The 17,541-nt window shown below is 54.7% G+C and carries 13 protein-coding genes; 7 read left to right on the forward strand and 6 right to left on the reverse strand.

Features of this window, described 5'->3' with window-relative positions:
• Nucleotides 1–355 precede the first annotated feature (355 nt).
• Nucleotides 356–1,564, forward strand: a complete 1,209-nt coding sequence (locus EFA69_RS18880; protein WP_123134609.1) for a phosphoglycerate kinase — start codon at nt 356–358, stop codon at nt 1,562–1,564.
• Nucleotides 1,565–1,709: 145 nt separating this feature from the next.
• On the opposite strand, the gene EFA69_RS18885 is transcribed toward EFA69_RS18880, so the two are convergent.
• The gene (locus EFA69_RS18885; RefSeq protein WP_123134610.1) at nt 1,710–3,623 is read right to left on the reverse strand and encodes a RecQ family ATP-dependent DNA helicase; all 1,914 of its coding nucleotides are present in this window, start codon (nt 3,621–3,623) and stop codon (nt 1,710–1,712) included.
• 196 nt (nt 3,624–3,819) lie between these two features.
• Nucleotides 3,820–4,629 carry a hypothetical protein gene (locus EFA69_RS18890; protein WP_123134918.1) on the reverse strand — a complete coding sequence of 270 codons (810 nt, stop codon included), beginning with the start codon at nt 4,627–4,629 and terminating at the stop codon, nt 3,820–3,822.
• A gap of 516 nt (nt 4,630–5,145) precedes the next feature.
• Here EFA69_RS18890 and EFA69_RS18895 point away from each other — a divergent pair.
• Both EFA69_RS18895 and EFA69_RS18900 read left to right on the forward strand, forming a co-directional pair.
• Nucleotides 5,146–5,484, forward strand: a complete 339-nt coding sequence (locus tag EFA69_RS18895) for a hypothetical protein (RefSeq protein WP_123134611.1) — start codon at nt 5,146–5,148, stop codon at nt 5,482–5,484.
• A 107-nt stretch (nt 5,485–5,591) separates the two neighbouring features.
• A complete protein-coding gene (locus EFA69_RS18900) occupies nt 5,592–6,920 on the forward strand; it encodes a sigma-54-dependent transcriptional regulator (protein ID WP_123134612.1) in 1,329 nt (442 codons plus the stop codon).
• 146 nt (nt 6,921–7,066) lie between these two features.
• Here EFA69_RS18900 and EFA69_RS18905 read toward each other — a convergent pair whose 3' ends face one another.
• The 4 genes from EFA69_RS18905 to EFA69_RS18920 form a co-directional block, all read right to left on the reverse strand.
• On the reverse strand, nt 7,067–9,622 hold the full coding sequence (locus tag EFA69_RS18905; protein WP_123134613.1) for a hybrid sensor histidine kinase/response regulator: 2,556 nt from the start codon (nt 9,620–9,622) through the stop codon (nt 7,067–7,069).
• An 86-nt stretch (nt 9,623–9,708) separates the two neighbouring features.
• A complete protein-coding gene (locus tag EFA69_RS18910; RefSeq protein WP_123134614.1) occupies nt 9,709–11,835 on the reverse strand; it encodes a ComEC/Rec2 family competence protein in 2,127 nt (708 codons plus the stop codon).
• Nucleotides 11,828–12,262, reverse strand: coding sequence for a GNAT family N-acetyltransferase (locus tag EFA69_RS18915; protein WP_123134615.1), 435 nt, complete (start codon nt 12,260–12,262; stop codon nt 11,828–11,830). Before EFA69_RS18915 ends, EFA69_RS18910 begins: the two co-directional genes overlap by 8 nt.
• A 227-nt stretch (nt 12,263–12,489) precedes the next feature.
• A complete protein-coding gene (locus EFA69_RS18920; RefSeq protein ID WP_123134616.1) occupies nt 12,490–13,533 on the reverse strand; it encodes a PhoH family protein in 1,044 nt (347 codons plus the stop codon).
• Nucleotides 13,534–13,643: 110 nt separating this feature from the next.
• Between EFA69_RS18920 and EFA69_RS18925 the strand changes: the two genes are divergently transcribed.
• The 4 genes from EFA69_RS18925 (at nt 13,644) to EFA69_RS18940 (ending at nt 17,488) form a co-directional block, all read left to right on the forward strand.
• Nucleotides 13,644–14,420, forward strand: coding sequence for an SAM hydrolase/SAM-dependent halogenase family protein (locus tag EFA69_RS18925; RefSeq protein WP_123134617.1), 777 nt, complete (start codon nt 13,644–13,646; stop codon nt 14,418–14,420).
• 185 nt (nt 14,421–14,605) lie between these two features.
• Nucleotides 14,606–14,896, forward strand: a complete 291-nt coding sequence (locus EFA69_RS18930; protein WP_123134618.1) for a putative quinol monooxygenase — start codon at nt 14,606–14,608, stop codon at nt 14,894–14,896.
• A 150-nt stretch (nt 14,897–15,046) separates the two neighbouring features.
• Entirely contained in the window at nt 15,047–16,357 is a 1,311-nt protein-coding gene (locus EFA69_RS18935) for a TolC family protein (RefSeq protein ID WP_123134619.1), read from the forward strand.
• 21 nt (nt 16,358–16,378) lie between these two features.
• Entirely contained in the window at nt 16,379–17,488 is a 1,110-nt protein-coding gene (locus EFA69_RS18940; protein WP_245964636.1) for an efflux RND transporter periplasmic adaptor subunit, read from the forward strand.
• The last annotated feature ends 53 nt before the right edge of the window (nt 17,489–17,541 follow it).

Here is a 17,541-nt window from a genome sequence, read left to right on the forward strand (position 1 = left end):
AGTTCTTGCGCCGACCTACAGGTTGATCTAAGGCGCCTGATACTCTGCCGCTTGCACGCGGGCGTTTAGCGGCTCTTTTTCCAAAAAAAGGCCCAAACTAGCCCCGCCCCGTTAAAACCTGGAAAGCAATGCGGCAAATTTGGCCTAAGCCTTTCCTCCCTGCTGCTGAACCAGTTCCAGAGTAAAACCCTGATGGATATCTTGGTGGGTACGCTGGCGTTTAGGGGCTCTTTTTCTAAAAACAGCCCCTAAACGCCAGCTTGCGTATAATGCGGGAAGCAACTTCAGAACAATCCTTATATTTGTCGGGCCTGATAGGTCAGGAAACCGTAGCTAGAAACCAAATTACCAGACTATGATAACCATTGAGCAATACAACTTCCGGGGCAAGCGCGCCTTGGTTCGGGTTGATTTCAACGTTCCCCTCAACAGCAATTTTGAGATTACTGATGACACCCGCATCAGAGCGGCCGTGCCCACCATCAAGAAGATCCTGAACGACGGCGGTTCCGTGGTGCTCATGTCGCACCTGGGCAGACCCAAAGGCGGTCCGGAAGAAAAATATTCGCTCAAGCACTTACTTAAACCACTGGAGAACGTGTTCCAGACCCAGGTGAAATTCTCCCCGGACTGTATTGGCGCCGAGGCCGTTGAAATGGCCGCCAATCTGCAACCCGGTGAGATTCTGCTGCTGGAGAACCTGCGTTTCCACAAAGAGGAAGAGCAAGGCAACCAGGCTTTCGCCGAAAAACTGAGCCTGCTGGGCGAGGTGTACGTGAACGATGCCTTCGGGACAGCCCACCGCGCCCACGCCTCCACCGCCATCGTGGCAGATTATTTCCCCCATGACAAAGTGTGCGGTTCTGTGATGCAGGCCGAGTTAGACAATGCCCAACGCGTACTGAGCTACGCAGACCGCCCATACACCGCTATTATGGGAGGCGCCAAAATCTCTGACAAAATCCTGGTGATTGAGCAGCTCCTGGACCGCGTGGACAACCTCATCATTGGCGGCGGCATGAGCTACACGTTTGCCAAAGCCCAGGGCGGCACCATCGGGAATTCGCTGCTGGAGGAAGACAAGCAGCAACTCACCCTTGACCTGCTCAAGAAAGCCGAAGAGAAAGGCGTGAAAATCTACCTGCCCACGGACACCGTCATTGCCGATGCCTTTGACAACAACGCCAGCACCCAGGTAGTATCTAGCGGCACCATTCCAGACGGCTGGATGGGCTTAGACATAGGACCCGATACCCGCGCCCAATTCGCGGAAGTGGTTCGTAACTCCAAAACCATCCTCTGGAACGGTCCTATGGGCGTGTTTGAGTTCGAGAACTTCGCAATAGGCACCAAAACCATTGCCGAGGCAGTGGTAGACGCCACCAAAAACGGAGCCTATTCCCTCATTGGCGGCGGTGACTCTGCGGCAGCGGTAACCCAAATGGGCCACGCCAATGATGTGTCCTATGTGTCTACCGGTGGCGGTGCTTTGCTGGAATACATGGAAGGCAAGCAACTGCCTGGCGTGATTGCGCTGCAAGTGGAAGAAACTCCATTAACTTAATCTCGCTTTCACTCTCCAAAAGCAGAAGGGGCAGCCAATTGATTTGGCCGCCCCTTCTGCTTTTGGAACCATTCAAACCTAAGATATCCTCACCATTTGAGCATAATCTTTGTCTTTATTTAACATATTATAACAACCAAAGATACTACTTCCCTTTCCGCTCCAGATTGCCGTTGGCGGCATACTGTACCAGACCGCTTTCCAACATTTCCTGTAGCAGGTCTCCCAGCAGTTCCTGCTCTGAGGAACTGAAGTGCATGGCAATGGATTTGGGGTGCAGCGGGGTTTCTTTCAGGTGGCTCAGCACCCGGGCTTCCATGTGCAGCTTGTTCTCAGCCAGCTTCTTCTTTTTCTTCTGGGCCAGGCAATAGTCGCAGATGCGGCAGGGTTCAGTGGACTGCTCCCCAAAGTAGGCCAGAATTTGCAGCGTGCGGCACTGCTTTCTGTTCTGCATGAACGCAACCACCGCCTGGGCCTTGCCCACGGCCCGCTCCCGGAACAGCTGGAGGCGCTTGTGGTCTATGGGTAAAGCATCGGCACTGAAGCGGGGGGCGGTGAACTGTACCTGCGGACCGTCATGCTGCGGTTCATACACCAGTACCTTACGCTGGTGCAGGTGCTGTAACTGTTGCCGAATGCTGGCCTCCGGCAAAGCAAGGTGCTTGGCCAGCCCGGCTTCAGAGATCTTCACGAAGTCGCGGAACATTTCCCCGCCGTACAACCGCAGCAAACCTTTGATGATGGGCTCCAGCGTTTCGTTCAGGATCTGAAATTCGTACAGCTGGGTGTTGCTGAGCAGAAAACTCACTTTAGACGGACTATAGAAACCCTCGTTCAGTTGCAGCAGCCCTTCGCTCTCCAGTTGTTTCAGGGAATAATGCGCCTCAACCGGCGATAATTGGTACGTGCGGCAGAAATGGGCCAAATCAAAGTCAAAGGATTGGAAAGCGCCGCTGCCGGTGGCCAATTGGTAGAAGTTCGCCAGCGCCTGGTACACGCGTTTCACGGTTTCCACGGGCGGGTAGGCTTCCTCGGTTTTCTTGAGCAGCAAAGGTGCGTCTTCAGGGCCTAACAATACGGTGGCATAGCTGTATTTCCCGTCGCGTCCGGCGCGTCCCACCTCCTGGTAGTACGCTTCTAAAGAATCAGGAAGGTCCAGGTGCACCACCAGCCGTACATCGGGTTTGTCAATCCCCATCCCGAAGGCATTCGTAGCCACTATCACCCGCACGCGGTCCTGTATCCAGTCGGTTTGGGCGGTGGCGCGGGTCTGGTGGGGCAATCCGGCGTGGTAGGCGGCGGCTTTCACGCCCTGCTTCTGGAGCCACTGGGCCAGCTCCAGGGTACGGCGGCGGTTGCGCACGTACACAATGGCCGTACCCGGCATCTTCTGCAAAATCTCGCGCAGGCGGCCTTCTTTGTCCTCCGTGGGCAGTACGCTGTACGAAAGATTCTTGCGGGCGAAACTCTGCTGGAACACCTGCTGCTTCCTGAACTGAAGTTTCTCCTGAATGTCGGTTTTCACGGCTTCGGTGGCCGAGGCCGTCAGGGCCAGCACCGGAATGGCAGGCAACACTTCGCGCAGCTTCGCAATCTCTAAATAAGGAGGCCGAAAATCGTAGCCCCACTGCGAGATACAGTGGGCCTCATCTACGGCAATGAGGTTCACGTTCATGCGCTTGACGCGGGCCAGAAACAGCTCAGTCTGCAAACGTTCCGGCGAGAGGTACAGGAACTTGGTGACACCAAACACGCAGTTGTCCAGAATGAGGTCACGTTCGCGCTCCGGCTGCCCCGCGTGCAACGCCGCCGCCGAAATACCCCGTTTCTTCAGGTTCTCCACCTGGTCTTTCATGAGTGCGATAAGCGGCGACACCACCAGGCAAACCCCTTCCATGGCCATGGCCGGCACCTGAAAACAAACCGACTTGCCGCCGCCCGTAGGCAGAATGGCCAGTGTGTCGTTACCCGCCAGCACTGAGTTGATGATGTCTTCCTGCCCCGGCCTGAACGCCTCGTGCCCCCAATACTGCTTTAAAATTGCCTGAATGTCTGCCATAGATCACCCAAAAATACGAAATAGTTGCCAGCCATGGGCACCACCGGAGCCTCGCCAACCTTTGAGAAGAAGCAGGGCAAGGGCAATCCACCAGAGCAGCTTTTCTGTTTAGGGGCCGTTTTTCCAAAATTGGCCCTAAAACAGAAAACCCGGCCAAGGGCCGGGCTTCTGTACATTCAATCTATTTTGATACGTATTACGCAGCGGCAGATTGCTCGTGCTCGCGGTCTTCAATCACTTTCTTCAGCTTCTGGATAGACTGCTTGGCGCGTTCTTCGTCCAGTTTGTTGATGTTGAGGAGCATCTTGGTTTTCTCCTGCCGGGTAATCACCGGGTTGTTCAGCAGACGGATGATTTCCTCTTTCTGCTTGGCTGTGGCATACTTCACCACAGTTTCCTCGGCCACCGGGGCAACAGGAGTAGCTACAGCCGGAGCTGCTTCGGCGGCAGGTTCTGCCGGAACGGCTTTCATGGTTTTAGCGGCGGCTGGCTTAGCGGCTTGTTCCACCTTCGGCTCCGTCACGTTGCCTTGGTAATCCATTTCCTCAGCGGGAGTTGGCTCATATCCGGCCGCCCTGATGATCCAGGCCAAGGCGTTGCGGTACGCTTTCCCGATGGCTCTGGTCTGGGCCATAGAGGCAATGGCGTATTCCTGGTAATATTTCCGGCCCTGCTCCTTGTTAGAACAGATGGCAAAACCAGCGCCCACAATTTGCTCAGAACGCAGGTTCAACAGATTTACCTTCGCCAGATATTTGATCTCTGTGGAGTCGCTCATGTTGGTGAGTTCGTCTACCACCGGCAGAATACCCAAACGCGAACCAGCGTACTGCCAGCCTTCTACGTTCACATATTCTTTGCCCTGTATATTCTGGAAAAGTCTGTTCTCTTTGATGAACTTGGCTAAGTCAACGGCCAAGTGCATCGTCTCATCTGAACGAGAGATATCAAAGCTCTCGATTTTATGCTTCTTCAGCACTTTCTCCTCGTTGTTTGCTTGATTCATTTTCGTCTGCATTTCCTTTAGTTTCAGTTCAGATTCATAACAGGCCAAGTAGCGTAAAAGTGCCACCAACGCAGATTTTATACTAATATTATACTCCTGTAAATCAGTAAGTTACATACTATTGCTAAAATATTTTTAGCAAACACATAAACCCTTGATTAGTAAACGAATAACCTGACTATTCCCACCAAAGAAATCGTTCCTAAACAAACCAAACCGAAAGTGGCTGCTCAATAACAGTATTGCGTTTTGAGGCTGTTTTTCTAAAAACAGCCTCAAAACGCAAGCCTAGCTTTTAAGCCTTCCGCTTGCAGTACTGCTTCAGTTTTGCCCAATCTGCCCCAGTTCTCCCCCACTCCCCCTCCACAAGTTGGGGAAAAATTCCACAGTTTTCCGGCGGCGTGGCTTAGAGCGAAAGCTCATAAATCACTATATACCAATACATTAAACAAAGCATGCATTTTCTGGCACGGCGCTGGCTAATAGGAAGACAGTCAACCAATAAAACATACTACTATGAAGAAAGTTATCTTATCAGCCTTCGGATTTATTTTATTTGCCGCCGTTTCTACCAACGCTCAGACGCAGACCACACAAGGACAGACCCAAGCTGCCCCGGCAACCCAAACTCCGGCCACGGCTGCACAAGAAACCAAGACTTCAGTGAAAGTTGAAGAACTTCCTGCCGCAGTAAAAACTGCCCTTACCGCAGATTCTGGCCTCAAAGAGTGGACTCCAGTAGCCGCCACTTTGGTGAAAGATGCTGCTGGCAAGGAATACTATAGCATTGAAATGAAAAAAGGCGAAGAGAAAGGCGCCATCAAATTAGACAAAGACGGCAACCAGGTGAAATAACCTTTCCCCTTTGGCTAACCAAGCCCGTACACAATGAAACTATGAAATAAAGAAAGCCGGGTTTTCCCGGCTTTCTTTATTTTTGCCTTCTCAGGACAAACAGCAGCATGGCGCGGATACTACTGGTAGAAGATGATCTCACTTTTTCCTTGATACTGGAAAACTTCCTCAAGAAGCAGGGCTATCTGGTAGAAGTGGCGCATCGGGTAAAAGACGGCCTCAAGTTGGTCAAGTCGAATTCCTTCCAACTGCTGCTGCTGGATTACCGCCTGCCAGACGGCACCGGTCTTGAGCTTCTCCAGGCCTGCCAAGCCGAAGATACCCCGCCCCCCGTGATCATGATGACCAGTTTTCAGGATGTGGGCACTGCCGTACGGGCCATGCGCCTGGGCGCCTTTGACTACATCACCAAACCCGTGAACCCAGACGAACTGCTCATGGTGGTACAGGAAGCGCTGCAGGAGAAGGTAAAGCCAGAGGCAACTACTTCCCCCAAAGCCGCCGCCTTTATTACCGGCAACAGCCCCATTGCCCAGCAACTGCACGACATGATCACCTTAGTGGCCCCCACCGACATGTCTGTTTTGGTGCAGGGCGAAAGCGGAACCGGGAAAGAATACGTGGCTCGCACCATCCATGAACACAGCAAACGTGCCCAGGCGCCTTTCATCGCCATTGACTGCGGCGCTATTTCGGGGGAGATTGCCAACAGCGAGTTGTTTGGCCACCTGAAAGGCGCTTTCACCGGGGCCATGCAAGACAAGAAAGGATTGTTTGAGGCGGCGCAGGGCGGAACGCTTTTCCTGGACGAAGTGGGTAACCTGAGCTACGAAATCCAGATGAAGCTGCTGCGGGCCTTGCAGGAACGGGTAGTGCAGCCGCTGGGCTCCACCGCCTCCATTCCGGTGGACGTGCGCGTGATCGCCGCCACCAACGATGACCTGATTAACAGCGTGAAAAACGGCGACTTCCGGGAAGACCTCTACCACCGCCTCAACGAGTTCAAACTACAGGCGCCCGCCCTGCGAACCCGCGGCCAGGACCTTTTCCTATTCGTGGACCATTTTATCAGTCAAGCCAACGCCGAGCTGGACCGCCACGTGCAAAGCCTCTCGCCAGAGGTACGGGAAATCTTCCGGAACTACGGTTGGCCGGGCAATCTGCGGGAATTGAAGAACGTGGTGAAACGGGCCGTGCTGCTCACCCCCACCGAGGAAATCCAGAAACAGGCACTGCCCGAGGAAATGTACCAATTGGCCACCACCCCGCGCCCAGAAGGCCCCGACCTGAAAGCGATGCAGGAAGCCAACGAGCGCGAACTCATCCTGAAAACCCTGCAAGAGGTCCGCTACAACAAATCAAAAGCGGCCCGCCTGCTCAACATTGACCGCAAAACCCTCTACCTCAAGCTACAGAAATACAACCTGTTGGAGTAACAGAAGCCAGGTTTGCGTTTAGAGCCTGTTTTTTGAAAAACAGGCCCTAAACGAATAATCTGCCCATGCCCTACTCAAGGGGAACCGCTTAGACCAAGTTGCCGGATTTGCCCTGATTCCGGAAAAATGGCCGCTAAACGCACCAGCTACACTACCATCTCCGCCAGGGCATCGGCTTGCTCCTGCACCTGTACTTTCATGTTGGAGACCATTTCACGCAGAGCCAGAATCTCCGGCTGTAAAGCCGCCAGCGGGGTCTGCTGGCGCAGTGCAATCTCCATTTTTCTAAGGTTGGCCGCCAGCTCTTCTGCCCCCAGTTGCGCGGTACGGCCCGCCAGTTTGTGCAGTGTTTCCCGCACCTGTTCGGCTTGGTGGTGAGTGAGAGAAGCAGAAAGACCATCAAGATCCTGTTCGGTTTCAGAGACAAACTGTTGCAGCACCGCCTTCAGGATTTCGTCATCGTGGCCTATCATCTGGCGGAGCGGGCTAAGGTTAAAAGCAACTTCCCCGGGTAGGGCAACAGTTTCAGGCTGCGGCATCGGGGTCGATATTTTACCGTTGACCAAGGCCATCAGTTCCACCTCCCGGAAGGGTTTCATGAGCAGTCCGTCAAAGCCGTGGTCCAGTATATGCTGGCGTTCTTCGGGCAGGGCCTCGGCGGTGAGCGCGAAAATCTGGAGGTTCCGTTTTCCGGTTTTCCGCAGCGCCTGGCACAACTCCAAACCGTTGATCTCCGGCATCCGGATGTCCAGGAGCACCAATTGCACCGCCTCGTCCCACTCCTGCCGCAAGAGCAACGCCGCCTCCGAGGTGCAGGTAAAGTCAATGCCGTTTTTCTGAAAGATGGAGCCGCACAATTGCAGGATAAAAGCATCATCGTCTACCACCAGCACTTTTCCGGTCTTGAGCCCCGGCACGTTGTGAGCCAAAGGCAAGGCCGAGTGCACGCGTTCTTCCTGCCTTACTTGCCCATACGGGAGACTGATTCTGAAGACCGATCCCCGGCCTTCGGAGCTTTGCACCGTCACCGTTCCTCCCTGCCCTTCCGCCAGGGCTTTGACAATGCTCAGGCCCAGTCCCGTGCCGCCGCGGGTGCGCACCACGGTGGCATCGGCTTGCTCAAAGGACTGGAAGATGGTGTCCAACTTATGCGCCGGAATGCCCACGCCGGTATCACTTACCTCAAACACCAAGCCCGCCGCCTCGGCATCTGCTTCAGGGAAAACCCTGAGGGTGACACCTCCGGCATCTGTGAACTTGATGGCGTTGCCAAGCAGGTTGTAGAGCATCTGGCGCAGCCGAAACGGATCGCCCAGGTACTGCGGGTTTCCTTCCAGGGCACACGCCAGTTTCAGGGACAGAAGCTTCTGATCAGCAGACAGCTGCATGGCCTCCAGTACCTCCGTCACCAGAGACTTCACCGCAAACGGACGCTGCTCAAAGGAGAATTTACCGGAGACAATGCGGCTGTAGTCCAGCACCTCGTTCACAATGTGCAGCAGGTGCTCAGAGGATTGGTAGATGGCGTCAATGGCCTTGCGCGAGGGCCGCTGCTGGCTTCTGATCTGCTCAGAAAAGCCCAGAATGGTTTGCAGCGGCGTTCTGATATCGTGGCTCATGTTGGCCAGAAAGCGCTGTTTCACCTGCCCCAGCTGTTCAGCTTCCTCTTTGGCGGCAATGAGCTGTTTGCGGTATTTGTTGCTGCGCGAGATGTCCAGAAATATCAGGAACACCAGGAGCACCGTGCCCAGCGAGAACAGCACCATGATGTGGTCTATGCGCCCAATGCTGCCGTTCACCACGCCTTTGGCGGCCTGTTGGTTTTGGTGCATGGCGGCCAGTTCCTCTTCCTCAAACGTGCGCAGAATCAGGAGCAGTTGGTTGTGCAGCTGGCTGTTGGCGGTAATCCACTGCATTTCTCGGTTCAGGAGCTGGGTGGAGCGCTGGTGGTGCTCCTGCTCCACGCGCCGCATCATTTTCTCCACTTTCCAGAGGGCGCTGTCTTGTCGGGCCACCGAAAGCGTGTCTATCTGCACCTGCAGTTCCTCCTCCACTTGCTTGAGGGCCGGGGGCAGGTTTTCCTCCTTGCGTCCACCAAAGATTCGGCTGAAAAAAGAGGGCTTCTGTTTTCCGGCCGGGGCCGATGCGCTCTCCTCCGAGGGCAGAATGGTAGTGGTGGTGATTTTCTTGCTGGCTGTGACCACCGTACTGTCTACGTGGGGTTTGCTGCTAGCCAATACTCGGGAGATGGAGGCAATGCGGCGCGAAAGGGCCTCGTTGTGGATCATGGCACCGCGCAGGCTCAGGTATTCGGCGAAAAGTTTCTCGCGTTTCAGCAGTTTAGTTTCCATGGAGTCCAGCAGCTGCAATTGCTGGGTATTGCCGGCGCTGTAGTGCCTGAGGGTGTCCAAAGTACTCTGGAGCGAGTCTATTTCCTTTTTGAAGAGGTGCCGCTGCTGCGAACCACGGTTGGCGTGCGCCCGCTGCAATTGGTCTAACTGGGTAAGCCGCTGGAAAAGAACGTTCACCGTACGCAGTTTCTCATTGGGCGCCGACACCTGGTCTACCGTCTGTAAGATGTCTTTGAACCCCTTCTGGGTGATGGACCAGGACATGGCCACCGCCAGCGCACCTAACAGAACCGCGGCAATGATCTTGCCCCTGATGGAATGCAGGGAGAATGTATTTTTGACTTGGGGCATGCTTTTGTCTGTTTAGTGAAACCAGCCTCAGCTGCGAGCCTTACGTAAAGATAGGCATAATCTATGAACTGGCGCGGAACTCCGATTCAGCGCACTTTGGGAACGTTGCCGCTGAGTTGCCAGGCTCCGTTTTCTTCCAGCACGTGCACCTGGTACCCCGCCGCCGCCAACTCCCGCGCCTTGCGTTGGGTGTACCCTCTGGAATTGGTTTGGTCCAGGATAACGTACCCGCACCTGAAAGAGTGCCGCAAACGGTCTGGAGTAGCCCATACGTTCCCCTGCAACACCAAAACATCTACCTCCACGGGCTGCGCCAAAGGCCTGGGCAAACGTTTGAGCCAGAGAAAGCTACGCCCCTTCCAAACCAGCAGACGGTTTCCTTCCGGCGTCACGTAATACGGCACTTCCTGGTTTGACCCTGTTTCCGGAAAAAGAGCCCCTAAACGCACTTGCGTCCGCACGCCCTTGGCCCTCCAATACGGCTGCACCTGGTAAGAAAAAAGCTGGGGTTGGGCGTAAAAAGAAGAGTCGGCGAGGAGGGTTACTTTGCGGCCATTCAGCAGGCTAACAGCACTGCTGCGGCGTACGCTGTGCATGACCAGCTCCTGGTTTCGGCGCTGCCGATGGGCCTCCGCCAGCTCAGTGCCAGAGAGGAAGGCCACGCAGAGCAACGCCGCCGCCAGCCAGGGCAGTTGCTTCCGGAGCAGAAACAAGCTGACCGCCAGGATGAACAGGTACAGCGCCAGCACCTGCCCGGGCGTGACCACAAACCCTTCCAGCACGGCGTACGGCCAATGCTCCAGCCACAACAGCACCTCATTGAGAAGCCAGAGCGTCCACTCCAGAAGTTTGCCAATCCACCCGTTCAGGACGGGCACCCAGAACAACAGCATGAACGCCACCCCTATGTACAACCCGAGGGACGTAAACGGCACCGCCACCAGATTGGCCAGCCAGAAATACACCGGAAACTGATGGAAATAGTACAGGCTCAGTGGAAACGTGGCCAACTGCGCCGCCACGGAAATAGCCAACAGTTCCCAGAAGAACCGCACCACCCGGTTGCCAGGGTGCCAGAGCCGAAGGAACACCGGTTGCAGCAGCACAATACCCGCCACCGCCAGAAACGACAGCTGAAACCCCACATCCAGCAGAAAATTGGGTTCATAAATCAGCAACCCTACCGCCACCACGGCCAGCGTGTTAAGAATGGAGGATTTCCGGCTCATCAACCGCCCCAGTTCCATTAAGGAAAACATGCACACAGACCGCAGAATAGAAGCCGACAAACCCGTCACGAAGGCGTAGAACCAGACCACCCCCAGAATGATCAGAAACACCAGCAAGCGGCTGGTGTTATCGCGCCGAAGGGGCTTTAGGAAAAACAGCAACACGCCGTACAGCAACCCCACGTGCAGCCCGCTTACCGCCAGCACGTGCATGGTGCCGGTGCGGGCATAGGCATTGCGGAGCGCGGCATCCAGCTCATCCTGCACGCCCAGCACCAAGGCGTTGGCAATGGTTTGCTCCCGTTTGGCTTGCAGGTGCTGCTTAAAAGCGGTTTCCAGCTTCTTCCGGACGAACAAACTCAGGGCCATCACGGTACTTGGCGGGTCATACCCAACCCTGATCCAAGAACTTTCTGGCAGATACGCCTGCCACTGAATATGCTTCAGGGAAAGATAGCGCCGGTAGTCGAACTGGAACGGGTTGGCGGGTTTGGCGGGGGCGGCCAGAGTTCCCTTCACCACCAGTTGGTGCCCATAGCGCAGCGAATCGGCTGGCGCCGAACGCGGGAAGAAGACGGCCACCTGCCCCTGCGCCGGGTGCCATTTCCCGTTGGCGCGCACCGCCTCCACCCTACCCACCGTACTGGCCGAAGTTGGTTTCAACGCCACCGCTTTGCTTAAAGTAATGCGGTAGTGGGTAATCTGCTGGCTGGACACGGGCAGCGTTTTAGGACTGTTTTTCAAAAAAGCGCCCCAAAACGCCAAAGCCGTCACGGCCGCCATTCCGGCCAGGCCGGCCCATCGCCGCCGGCGGGCCAACGGACGCTTTAGCGCCAGCACCCCCAGTACCAGAAAAAGCACCACAAAAAAAGCCGCCACCTCTCCCGCTAAAGAGAAGTGGCGGCCCATGCCATGGTACAGAATAATTCCTGCCAAAAAACTGCCCACCAGGCGCCAGGTGCCGGTGAGGGCCGCTTTAGCCATTCAGGACCATTTGGTAATGTTCAATGTCACACTCGGTGAAAAGGTCGCCCACGGTGCTGAAGTTGTGGCGGGCATAAAACGGAACGGCGTGCAACTGGGCGTGCATGTAGACCTGCTGCCCCGGCGCCAGCGCCTCCTGTATATCTTCCATGATCTTCTTCAGGAGCACGCTGCCAATCTGCTGGTTCCGGTAAGAAGCCAGCACCGCGAAACGCTCCAGTTTGATGCCTTTCTCGGTTTGGCGCCAGCGGGCGGTGCCGCAGGGAATGCCATCTTTGGTGACCAGATAATGGGTGGCGGTGTCTTCGTACTGGTCATATTCGGCGTCGGCGGGTACGTTCTGCTCCTGCACAAACACGTTCTCCCTGATGCGCAACGCCGCCTCCATCTCCTGCTGATTCTCTATTTTTTTAACGGTAACAGACATAGTTCTGGTAAAATGAAACGCTGCAAAAGTACGGCTCCTTCGGCAATTTTCGGTCTAGAGAAGATACGGCAACGGCAGATTTGGGATGTGGCCCGGCCCAAGGGAGCCGTATCCTATTCTATCTGAATCACATAAACCCAACAAAAGCCGAAGGGCGTTTAGGGGCCGTTTTTCCAAAAACAGCTCCTAAACGCCCTCAAGTAAATAGCAGGAAATCCGGCTACAGATTAATCTTCATAGCGGCGGAAATTCTGGCGACGGCGCGGTGCATCCTGGTTATCATACTCACCGTTCTTTTCGCGTTCCTCGCGTTCCTTCTGGCGCTTGTCGTCAAACTTGGTGTAGGCTTCCACAATGCTCTTTACCAGGCGGTGACGCACCACGTCCTCGGCCTGCATTTCCACAAAGCCAATGCCTTTGATGTCTTTGAGCACGGTCATGGCTTCAATAAGGCCAGAACGCTGGTTGCGCGGCAAGTCAATCTGGGTGCGGTCGCCGTTGATCATCACTTTAGACGTTGGTCCCATACGCGTCATGAACATCTTGATCTGCATGGGCGTGGTGTTCTGCGCCTCATCCAGCAGCACGAAGGCGTTGTTCAAGGTACGGCCGCGCATATAGGCCAGGGGAGCAATCTCTATGATTTTGTTCTCATAGTAGTACTTGAGTTTCTCCACCGGAATCATCTCCTCCAGCGCATCATAGATAGGCCGCAGGTACGGATCTACCTTGTCTTTCATGTCGCCGGGCAGGAAACCGAGGCTTTCGCCGGCTTCCACCACGGGGCGCGAGATGATGATCTTCTTCACCTCTTTGTTCTTGAGCGCCCGCACGGCCATGGCCACGGAGATAAAGGTTTTACCGGTACCGGCTGGCCCCAGGGCAAACACCAGATCATTCTTGGCCACGGCCTCCACCAGTTTATGCTGGCTGGGGGTTTTGGCTTTGATCACGCCGCCCTTGCTGCCGTACACAATCACGTCTGGGCTGGTGATGACCACATCTTCCTCAAAGTCGTTGTCGGCGGTGAGGAATTTGTGCACGCTCTTGTCCGTGATTTTCCCGTACTGGTGGTAATGCTCAATAAGGGAAGAAAGGATGTCGTGAATTCTGGTGATCTCGGGGGTTTGCCCCTGTATCTTTATCTCGTTGCCGCGGGAGATGATCTTGCTGCTTGGGAAAGCGGCGGCCAGTTGTTTAATGTTTTGATTCTCGAGGCCCAGGAAATCTAACAAAGAGATATTCTCTAGGGTTATTGTTTTTTCTACCAAAGGCTAACTTTATTTATAAATGAGGTTATAAAACCAATCTACTGAAAATATAGTAGATTTGTTATAAGACAAACATAGAAATATTTAAGTTCTTCTGACTAACCGTTCCCATGGGAATTCTGACCTTTCTGTCTGACTTTGGCACCATTGACCATTACGTGGCCTCCGTCAAAGCTAAGATTCTGACGCTCAACCCGGCGCAAGTGATTGTAGACATCTCTCACCACGTAGATCCGTTCAACATTGCCCACGGCTACCACGTGATTAACTCCGTGTATCAGGACTTCCCCAGGGGTACGGTTCACCTTATTGCCGTAGACACCCACGGCTCCCGCAGCGGCCGCTACCAAGTGGCCCGGCATAACGGCCATTATTTTGTCTGCGCCGATAACGGCCTGCTGTCGCTGCTCACCGAGGGCGACCCCGAGCAGTTAGTAGACCTGCCGCTGCAACCAGATTCCTCCTCGCCCGCCCGCGACATTATGGCCCCCGCCGCCGTGACTTTGGTGCAGGGCGGTTCCATGGCTGAAGTAGGCGAACTCGCCGATGGCATGGTGCAGCTCATCAACCGCCAGCTCAGGCTCAACGACCATTCCATCATGGGCCACGTGGTGCACGTAGACCACTACGGTAACCTCATCACCGACATCAGCAAAGACAGCGTAGACGCCATCGGCCACGGCCGCCGGTTCTCCATTCACCTGAACCGCGAGGTGATTGACCGCCTGAGCACCCGCTACAACCAGGTAAACGAAGGCGACAGCGTGGCCTTGTTTAACCGCCAGGGCCACCTTACCATTGGCATCAACAAAGGGCACGCCTCAGAACTGCTCGGCATGTACTTTGACTCTCCGGTAGAAATCCGTTTCACCCCAGACCCCGCTTAAGTAATTGTGAAATGGGAATTAGGAATGGGGAATTCCTTTGCGTTTAGGGGCCGTTTTTGGAAAAACGGCCCCTAAACGCAAAGAAGCTCTACGTCTAGCGGCTTCCTAATTCCTAATTCCTAATTCCTAATTCCTAATTCCTAATTCCTAATTCCTAATTCCTAATTCCTAATTAAAAAAAGCTGATGTTGATACGAGTAGTGCGGATGACCTTTAAGGAAGAGCACGTGGCGGCGTTTTTGGAAATATTTAAGGCGTCTAGGGAACAGATTGCGTTGTTCCCCGGGTGCCGAAGCGTAGAATTGTTACAAGACTACCACCTCCCCCACGTGTACAGCACCTACAGCCTCTGGGACTCTGACGAGGCCCTGGACAACTACCGCAAATCAGAATTCTTCGGCACCGTCTGGAAACCTACCAAGGCTTTGTTCTCAGAACCGGCCCAGGCTTTTTCCTTTAAACCGGCTGAGCTTTAGTTAATTCTTTTGAAATAAAATTTTCTAATAATGTTGCTTTCCGGCTTGTAAAGCCCAATTTTCCTCTCTCTAATCATTCTCTAATCTCGCTCTAATGAGCCTATAATACGGGTACTCTAGTTTTGGGCATTCTTCCAAAAAGAATTACCCATGAGAGTATCTTTTTACCTTTTTGCGCTTGTTTTGCTCAAGTGCCTGCTCCAGCCTCTCCCGGCGCGGCCTTCTGCACTGCCTGCCGTTCCCGTCACCACCGCTGCTGATTCTTTGCATCTTACCCTGGCGCAGGCAGAACAGCTGTTTCTGGAGAAAAACCTGCCGCTGTTGGCGCAGAAGTCTGCCATTGAGGCTTCCAAGGCGGCTATTCTGCAGGCTAAGCTGTTTGAGAACCCCGTCCTTTCCCTTGACCAGAGTCTGTACAACCCGGAGAACGGCCGCTACTTTGACGTAAGCCGCAACGGACAAACCTTCGTGCAACTGGAGCAACTGGTGTTTCTGGCGGGCAAACGCAACAAGCGCGTGCAGGTGGAAACCCTTAACAGCCAACTGACGGAGCAGGCGTTTTTTGACTTGTTGCGCACGCTGCGTTTCGCGCTGCGCAGCAACATGGTGGAGCTGTACTACAAACAGCAGGGCTACGCGGTGCTGCGGGAGAAAACCCAGTCGGTGCAGCAGCTGGTGACGGCGCTGGAGGGGCAGTACCGCAAAGGAAACATCGCGTTGAAGGAAATCACCCGACTCAAAGCCCTGCTTTTTCAACTGGGCAACCAACAGCTGAGCCTGCTGAACGAAATCCAGGAAAGGCAGTCGGAACTGAGACTGCTCACGCATACTCCGGCCTCCACCGTTCTGGTGCCGGCATTAGATGAAACTGCCTTGAACGACGTGACCGGCGACCAATTCACGTTCGGGCAATTGCTGGAGACCGCCCAGGAGAACCGCTATGACCTGAAATCGGCCCAAACCCAGGTTCAAGTACAGGAAGCCAACCTGAAACTGCAGAAAGCCCTGGCGGTGCCAGACCTTACCCTCAGCGCCAACTATGACCGCCAGAGCAACTTCATCCGGAACTACACCGGCTTGGGCGTTTCCCTGCCCCTGCCCCTCTGGAACCGCAACCAGGGCAACATCAATATGGCGCGGCACCAGGTGCAGCAAAGCCAGCACCTGCTGGAGCAACAGCAGTTGGAGGTAGAGACCCAGGTGATGCAGGCGTACCGCAAAGCGCAGGAAGCCCAGCAGTTCTACAACTCCTTTGACCCAAATTTCCGGAAGGATTTTGACCGCCTGCTGGAGGGCATCACCTCCAGTTTCATGCGCCGCAACATCAGCCTCATTGAGTTCCTAGACTACTATGAGACCTACACCGACAGCATGACCCAACTGCTGGAATTGAGCACCACCCGCCTGCGCGCCCTGGAAGAAATCAATTTTGTGGTAGGCAAACCTGTCATCAGCTATTAACCTCACTCCTTTTGTATGAAGATGAAAAAGAACTTCCTCCTTCCGTTTTTCTCTCTGGTAGCGGCCAGCTCGCTTGTGGCAGCCTGTTCAGAAGATAAAAAAACCGCAGCACAAACGCCTCTGGCGGCGCAGGAACTGTGCCTCACCGATACCCTTTCCCAACTCATCACCTTAGACACCGCCCGGCTACAAACCGTGACCCACCAACTGCAACTGGTGGGCAAAGTGGCCTTAGACGAGAAGAAGGTGTTCAAAATTTTCCCGCTGGTGGGCGGCCACGTGCAAACCGTGAAAGTGGAGCTGGGCGACTATGTGCAGAAAGGCCAGGTTCTGGCGGTGATCAGGAGCAGTGAAGTGGCTGAATTTGAGCAGCAGCGCATTGCCGCCACCTCGGCGTTGCAGATGGCCCAGAAAAACCTGCAAGTGGCCCAGGACATGCTGCAGGCGGGGCTTCTCTCTGAACAGGATTTCCTGGCCGCGCAACGGGAGAAGAACATCGCGCAGGCCGAGGTGCAGCGCATGAAGCAGATTTTCAGCATTTACAGCGTGGGCAAAGGCTCTGAATATGTAGTGAAAGCGCCCGCCGCGGGCTTTGTGGTAGAGAAGAACGTGAACGCCGACATGCAGATACGCTCAGACAATGACGCCACGCTGTTCACCATCTCCAGCCTCAACGAGATCTGGGTCATGGCCAACGTCTTTGAGTCTGACATTGCCAAAGTGAAGGAAGGCTACACCGCCCAGGTAACCACCCTCAGCTACCCAGACAAAGTCCTTTACGGCAAGATTGACAAAATCTTTAACGTGTTGGACCCCGAAACCCGCACCATGAAAGTAAGGGTTCGGCTAGACAACCCCGATTTCTCGCTCAAGCCCGAGATGTTCGCCAACATAAAGATTGAGTACCCCGAGGACCGCAAGCTTCTGGCCATACCCGCCCACGCCCTGGTGTTTGACCAGACCAAAAACTACGTGATGGTCTATCGCAAACGCTGTGACGTGGAGCAGCGCGAGGTGACCCTGTACCAGACGGTGGGCAAGACGGCTTACCTGCAAAGCGGCCTCAAGGCCGGCGAAACGGTGGTGAGCAAATATCCGCTGCTGGTGTACAACGCCTCCAAATCAAGATAAAGGGCTCGAGAGTTGGCCGAGAGCGGGTGAAGTCATTTTTCCGTTTTGGGGTT

This window comes from Rufibacter immobilis, from assembly GCF_003721565.1.
GTDB classification, from domain to species: Bacteria; Bacteroidota; Bacteroidia; order Cytophagales; family Hymenobacteraceae; genus Nibribacter; species Nibribacter immobilis.